Source organism: Mesorhizobium sp. M4B.F.Ca.ET.089.01.1.1 (assembly GCF_004022605.1).
Classification (GTDB): Bacteria; Pseudomonadota; Alphaproteobacteria; order Rhizobiales; family Rhizobiaceae; genus Mesorhizobium; species Mesorhizobium abyssinicae.
Genome location: NZ_RZOS01000353.1, coordinates 1 through 6,200, shown reverse-complemented (window position 1 = coordinate 6,200; position 6,200 = coordinate 1). Strand labels below are relative to the sequence as shown.

The window sequence follows — 6,200 nt, the reverse complement described above, 5'->3', positions numbered from 1 at the left end:
GGCGCCCTCCGCCTGCATGGCGTCCTGAAAACTAAGGGTTGTCGCCGGCGCAATCATCAAGGCCGCCGCCAGCGCCGCATGAAGGGTGCCGGACGCGCCGATCGTCGCGATCCAATTGAGGTTCCTTTCCGGCGCCCGCGCGCCCGCAAGCGGCTCGCCTGGTGTTGCCGTCAACTCGCTGCTGAGGTCGGAAATTTCACTGATGTCCTGCATGGCGCGGGCCGAAAACTGCCGCGACCAGTCGCAAATTGTCAAATCAAGATCGGTTGCCGCGAGCGGCGCGAAGTCGATGCCGGCCATAGGCCAGGCATCTCGCGCGAGAGCGGGCTCTATTCCCACCGTTGCATCAGACTCCGAAAGCGATGCCGGTCTTGGTCGAGGTCTTCAGGCCGCGCATGCAGCCGGCCGGCTTGACGCCAGCGCCGGCGCATTCGGCCGCGCTGTTGATCAGCACGCGGCTGACCTTGGCGCAGTCGGTGCCGGCAAGATCGAAGCGCGTCACCTTGGTCTTGCCCGCTGGCAGCTCCTTGAAGTCAAGCACGGTCAAGCGGTCGACGACGCCGGCCTCGTTGAACAGAGCGATCTCGAAGGCGGCCTTCGACAGGTCGGCGCCGAGCGCGTTGTTGACCACGAAGGTCAGCCGGCAGCCTTTGTCGGAGGGCTGCGCGGCATTAAGCTCGAGGCTGAGTTGAGGGGCCGACGCGGACTGGGCCCACGCCGGCGCCGCCGCAAGCGACATCGCCAGCGTCGAGGCCAGCAGACGAAGCGATGCCGTCAAGCTTGTCATGGTCGTCAGCCCCCAAAGCGCATGGTCGCCCCCAGCTTCAGCGTGATGCCGGGTTCGTAGAGGACAGCCGTCGTGCTGCCGTTCAGCGGGTTGGTGTATTTGACGTCGAACAGGTTGTCGGCGCGGAAGTCGACCTTGAGATTGTCGGTCGCCTGGTAGCTGGCGAAGGCGTTGACCAGCGTATAGTCCTTGGCCACGGAGTTGCCCTTGGGCTTGCCATTGTACTGCACCTCGCCGCCCACGGTCAGCTTGTCTTCGAGGAAGCGAAGGCCGAGCTGCGCGGTGACCTGGGTGGAGGGAATGGTGGCAAGGTCGGCACGCACGCCCTTGTAGGAAATGGTGTGGCCGTCGATGACAGAGGCCGAGAGCCCGGCATAACCCCAGCCGGCGTCGTAGACGCTTTCCAGTTCGAAGCCGTTGATCTTGGCCTTGGCGAAGTTCTGGTACTGGAAGCAGATCGGGATGCCCGGGCCGAACGGGCAGCCGCTGGTCGGGTCGAATGCCGACAGCACGACGCCGTCAATGTAGTCGTCGACATTGTTGTTGAAATAGGCGGCCTTGAGCCGCAGCGCGTCGCCGGCTTCGAAGATGTCGTTCTGCTTGAAGTTGACGCCGAATTCGACCGTCTTGCCGGTTTCGGGCCGCAGGTTGGGGTTGGGCAGGAACGGGAAGCTGACGCCGGCCGGATGGTTGCCGCTGATCAGCGTCTCCGTCAGCGAGGGCGAGCGGTAGCCTTCGGCGTAGGTGCCATAGAACTGCAGGCCAGACAGGCTGGCGCTTTCGAAGGGCGAGACGCCGACGGTGATGCGCGGCGACAGCCTGTCGCCGGATGTCTCGTTATCCGAATCCTTTAGCCTGTAGCTGTCGTAACGCAGGCCGGTGATCACCTCGAGCCACTCCCAGGTCAGTTTGTCCTGGATGTAGGCGCCGGAGACGTTGCGCTTGCCGGACGGCGTGTAGAAGCTGTCGCCGCCGGCGGTACCGCCCGTCTCGACATTGTCGCCGACCCAGTCGCCGCCATAGGTCAGCTCGTGCGCGACGCCGGCGGTCTCGAAGCGCGACGTGTTCCAGATATCGATGCCGGTTGTGCCGACATCGAAGGTCGAGGTCGACCCCGCAGGCAACACGACGGGAAGACCGGTTTCCGGATCGAACCGGTTTTGCGCGACAAGGCTGGTCAGATCGAGGTTGGTCTTGTTGTAGGAGGCGTTGATGTGGAGATCGAGCCAGCTCCTGGCGTCGTCGGTGATGTTGTAGCGGGCTGTAAAAGTGTTCGACTTCAGGTCGACATCGTTGGCCGGCACGCCGCTGCTGGTCTCCGTCCAGCCGTCGCTGGAGCCGACCCAGCCGAGTTTCAACTCGCTGTTCTCGGTCGGGCGGATCGTGGTCTTGAGCAGGCCGCTCAGCACGTCGAAGCCGGTGCCGCCGACAGTGTCGCCGCCGCCATTCTTGTAGTCGTCATAGTCGCGGTAGACGATGTTGCCGAGCACATCCCAGTTCTCGTTGAAGCGGTAGGCGCCGGTGGCGCTGGTGGTCCAGCCCTTGCCGTTGCTTTCATAACGGCCGGTGAGCGCGCTAGCCCAGCTTTCCTCCGGCTTGAGGAAATCCTCGGCATCCTTGGTGTCGAAGAAGACGACGCCGCCGATGGCGCCGGAGCCATAGGTGTTGGCGACCGGACCGCGGATCACGTCGACGGATTTGATGAGTTCAGGGTCGACGTAGAAGGTCGACTGCGTGCCATGATCGGAGCGCTGGAAATCCTGCCTGGCGCCGTCGATGATGACCGCGACGCGGCCGAAATCCTGCAGGCCGCGGATGTTGATGCTGGAGCTGACGCGGCGCGCGTCGGCCTGCACGGTCACCCCCGGCACGCCGAGCAGCATCTCGTTCGGCGTCGTCGCCATGCGGCGGTCGAGCTGCTCGCGGTCGACATGGCTGGCCGAGGCGAGCGACTGGATCGCCGTCTCGCCGGTGCGGCTGAGCACCAGGATCTTGTCGAGCAGCGTCGCCTCGGCCGGCTTCGTCTCTTCCGTCTTCTTTGCAGGATCGGCCTGCTGGTCGCTTGCAGCCTGGGCTGTCTGCTGCGCGCTTGCCGGCGGGGTCAGGATCGCGATCGCCGCCGCGCCGGCCAGAAGCGCGGTCATTCCCCTTGCCATAGACCGTTGCGCCGAGCCCGCGTTCTCATACGCCAGACCCAGCCTTTGCCAATTCGCCAACCCCATGCCCCAGCTCCAGATTCCAGGTTCGCTGCTGGCTGGCCGAGGCTCGCTGGCATTTTTTTCATCACATCCGGCGCGTTAAATGTTGACTCATTTACTCCGGTATTGCACTGGTTATAAAACATGATTATTCGAGTCAAGAAATGAATCGGCATTTTATGCAGGCGTCCGGCCAGTTGGCCGGCACAGGGAAAGGACCGACCCAGATGAACACGCACAACGCAAACGATTTCCGCTATCGCGTTCGTCGTTCCGAAGATGTTGCCACCCGTTTCGACCGGGTTCCGCTGGCGGTGAGGACGCTCTCCAGCAACACGCTTTTCCAAGGCGAGCACGAGATCGGCATCGAGCACCATGGCGCGCTCTATCGGTTGAAGATCACCCGCCAGGGCAAGCTGATCCTCAACAAGTAAGCCGCAACCGACGACAGGCTGAAGGCAGGGGAAGACATGGACCAGCGCGTGAAACCCACACCGCATGAAATCCGGCGGGCGCGGGAAGACAATCCGAAAGCGCGCGAGCGCGACCTTGCCGCCGAGCTCGGCATCTCGGAAGCGGAACTCGTCGCGGCTCATTGCGGGCAGGGCGTCGTGCGGGTCGAGCCGCGCGTCAACGATTTGCTGACCGGCCTCGAAGCTGTCGGCGAGGTGATGGCGCTGACCCGCAACGAGAGCGCCGTGCACGAGAAGATCGGCGTCTACGACAAGGTCGTCACCGGCAACCACAACGCCATGGTGCTCGGCGAGAACATCGACCTGCGCATCTTCCCGAAAGTCTGGGCGCATGGCTTTGCCGTCGAGAAGCGCGACGGCGGCGACATCCGCCGCAGCCTGCAGTTCTTCGATGCTTCGGGCGAGGCGGTGCACAAGGTGCATCTCAGGCCCGCCTCGAACCTCTACGCCTACCAGAAGCTGGTGGCGGAACTGGAATCGTCGAACCAGGAGCCGATCGTTTCCGTGTCGGCAAGCGCGAGCGAGGAGGAGCCGGAAGTCGAGGGGCAGGCGGCCAGCATCGACGATCTGCGCGACCGGTGGAGCAGGCTCACCGACGTGCATCAGTTCTTCGGCATGCTGAAGACGCTTAAGCTCAGCCGCCGCCAGGCGGTGCGCATGGTCGGCCAGGATTATGCCTGGCTGCTCGACAAGGATGCCGTAGCAGCCATGTTCCATCACGTCGCCGAAGGCGCGATGCCGATCATGTGCTTCGTGGGCAACCGCGGCTGCATCCAGATCCATTCCGGTCCGATCAAGGCGGTCAAGCCGATGGGGCCGTGGATCAACGTGCTCGACGAGACGTTCCACCTGCATCTCAGGAACGACCACATCCACGAGGTCTGGGCCGTGCGCAAGCCGACCAAGGACGGCCATGTCACCTCGCTCGAAGCCTATGGCGCCGACGGCAAGATGATCATCCAGTTCTTCGGCAAGCGCCACGAAGGCGAGGGTGAGCGCGACGACTGGCGCTTCCTCGCCGAGAACCTGCCGCGCATTCCAAGCCCGACCGCCGCCTGAGGAGGATGAACCATGGTTTCCTTCCCCAGTCTGTCGCGACCGAAGCTTGCCCCGGCAATCGGACTTTCGCTTCTTCTTGCCGTCCTGCCGGTTCGAGCCGAGGAAGCCGCGACCGCCTTCGCCGACACGTCGAAGATCGTCGCCATCGGCGGCTCGATCACCGAGATAGTCTACGCGCTCGGTGAAGAGGGCCACCTTGTCGCGCGCGACTCGACCAGCCGCTATCCGGAAGCCGCGCTCAAGCTGCCGGACGTCGGCTATATGCGCCAGCTGTCGCCGGAAGGCGTGCTGTCGGTCAATCCGTCGGGAATATTGGCCCTGCACGGCAGCGGCCCGAAGGAAGCGGTCGACGTTCTGAGGAAGTCGAGCGTTCCCTTCATAGAGGTGCCCGAGCACTACACCCATGACGGAATCCTCGAAAAAATCCGCCTCGTCGGCAAGGCGCTCGGCGTCGACGCCAAGGCCGACAGGCTGGCGGCCGAGGTCGGCGCCGGACTGAGGGCCGCCGAGAAGCAGACGGCCTCGATCAAGGAGCGCAAGCGTATCCTGTTCGTGCTGTCGACACAGGGCGGCAAGATCCTTGCCGCCGGCAGCGACACCGCCGCCGACGGCATCGTCAGGCTGGCCGGTGGCGTCAACGCGGTCGAGGGCTTCTCCGGCTACAAACAGATGTCGGACGAGGCGGTCGTCACCGCGAAGCCGGACGTCATCCTGATGATGGACAATGCAGGACCGGCGGTGTCCGACGACGAGCTGTTCTCTAACCCGTCGATTGCCTCGACGCCGGCCGGCCTCGCCCGCAAGGTCATCCGCATGGATGGCGGCTATCTGCTCGGCTTCGGACCGCGCACGGCAGAAGCCATCCACGACCTTGCCGTTTCGCTCTATGGCGGCCAGGTCACGGACTGATCATGGCGGATCAATCGACCGCCGGCGCGGCGGGCAGGGTGGCGACGGTGGCCGAGGGCGACCGCTCGGCGCGCGCTCGGCTTGTCATACTGCTTCTCTGCGTGGCGCTTGTCGTTTCGGTGCTGCTGTCGCTGACATCGGGCGCCTCCGACGCCTCGGCTGTCGGCGTCGTTGGTGACTGGCTCGCCGGTGCGGTGACCGGCGACGCGGTATTGAGCGCCCGCGACCGGCTGATCGTCTACGACATCCGATTGCCGCGCGTCTTGCTCGGCGTGCTGATCGGCGCCGCACTCGCCGTGTCGGGGGCGGTTATGCAGGGATTGTTCCGCAATCCGCTCGCCGACCCCGGCCTAATCGGCGTCTCGGCCGGTTCCAGCCTCGGCGCCGTCGCCGTCATCGTGCTCGGTTCGACCCGGCTTGCGTCGCTCACCTCGGCGCTCGGCACGCTGGCGCTGCCGCTGGCGGCCTTCACTGGCGGGCTGGCGGTGACGCTGCTGCTCTATCGCGTTGCGACCAGGCATGGCCGCACCTCGGTCGCCACCATGCTGCTCGCCGGCCTTGCGCTCGCTGCGCTTGCCATGGCGCTGACCGGGATCCTGATCTTCATGGCCGACGATCGGCAGTTGCGCGACATGACCTTCTGGCAGCTCGGCTCGCTCGCCGGCGCGACCTGGCAGAAGATCGGCTCCGTCGGGCCCGTCATCGTTCTGGCCCTCTCGGCGATGCCGTTCCTGGCGCGCGGCCTCAACGCGCTGGCGCTGGGTGAAGCGACGG

General features: G+C 64.9%; 6 protein-coding genes and 1 pseudogene. 4 read left to right on the top strand and 3 right to left on the bottom strand.

Features of this window, described 5'->3' with window-relative positions; translation table 11 throughout:
* The 3 genes and pseudogenes from EN780_RS25385 to EN780_RS25375 form a co-directional block, all read right to left on the bottom strand.
* A pseudogene (locus EN780_RS25385) lies at positions 1–300 on the bottom strand (energy transducer TonB); the annotation flags it as partial.
* A 46-nt stretch (positions 301–346) separates the two neighbouring features.
* Entirely contained in the window at positions 347–787 is a 441-nt protein-coding gene (locus EN780_RS25380; protein WP_128275653.1) for a hypothetical protein, read from the bottom strand.
* 5 nt (positions 788–792) lie between these two features.
* On the bottom strand, positions 793–2,931 hold the full coding sequence (locus tag EN780_RS25375; RefSeq protein ID WP_245500132.1) for a TonB-dependent hemoglobin/transferrin/lactoferrin family receptor: 2,139 nt from the start codon (positions 2,929–2,931) through the stop codon (positions 793–795).
* A 281-nt stretch (positions 2,932–3,212) separates the two neighbouring features.
* Here EN780_RS25375 and hemP point away from each other — a divergent pair, with 281 nt between their 5' ends.
* From hemP to EN780_RS25355, 4 genes are all read left to right on the top strand, one after another.
* Positions 3,213–3,419 carry a hemin uptake protein HemP gene (hemP, locus tag EN780_RS25370; RefSeq protein ID WP_126054152.1) on the top strand — a complete coding sequence of 69 codons (207 nt, stop codon included), beginning with the start codon at positions 3,213–3,215 and terminating at the stop codon, positions 3,417–3,419.
* A 36-nt stretch (positions 3,420–3,455) separates the two neighbouring features.
* Entirely contained in the window at positions 3,456–4,517 is a 1,062-nt protein-coding gene (locus EN780_RS25365) for a hemin-degrading factor (protein WP_128275651.1), read from the top strand.
* Between the two features lie 12 nt (positions 4,518–4,529).
* Complete coding sequence (locus EN780_RS25360) at positions 4,530–5,426, top strand: hemin ABC transporter substrate-binding protein (protein ID WP_128275650.1); 897 nt, start codon at positions 4,530–4,532, stop codon at positions 5,424–5,426.
* Between the two features lie 2 nt (positions 5,427–5,428).
* A partial coding sequence (locus EN780_RS25355) for an iron ABC transporter permease (RefSeq protein ID WP_133372711.1) occupies positions 5,429–6,200 on the top strand: 772 nt, incomplete at its 3' end.

What these genes read in the sequence shown, in the direction of transcription:
- EN780_RS25380 (WP_128275653.1), bottom strand. Translation starts at nt 787, where the DNA reads ATGACAAGCTTGACGGCATCGCTTCGTCTGCTGGCCTCGACGCTGGCG.
- EN780_RS25375 (WP_245500132.1), bottom strand. Translation starts at nt 2,931, where the DNA reads ATGACCGCGCTTCTGGCCGGCGCGGCGGCGATCGCGATCCTGACCCCG.
- hemP (WP_126054152.1), top strand. Translation starts at nt 3,213, where the DNA reads ATGAACACGCACAACGCAAACGATTTCCGCTATCGCGTTCGTCGTTCC.
- EN780_RS25365 (WP_128275651.1), top strand. Translation starts at nt 3,456, where the DNA reads ATGGACCAGCGCGTGAAACCCACACCGCATGAAATCCGGCGGGCGCGG.
- EN780_RS25360 (WP_128275650.1), top strand. Translation starts at nt 4,530, where the DNA reads ATGGTTTCCTTCCCCAGTCTGTCGCGACCGAAGCTTGCCCCGGCAATC.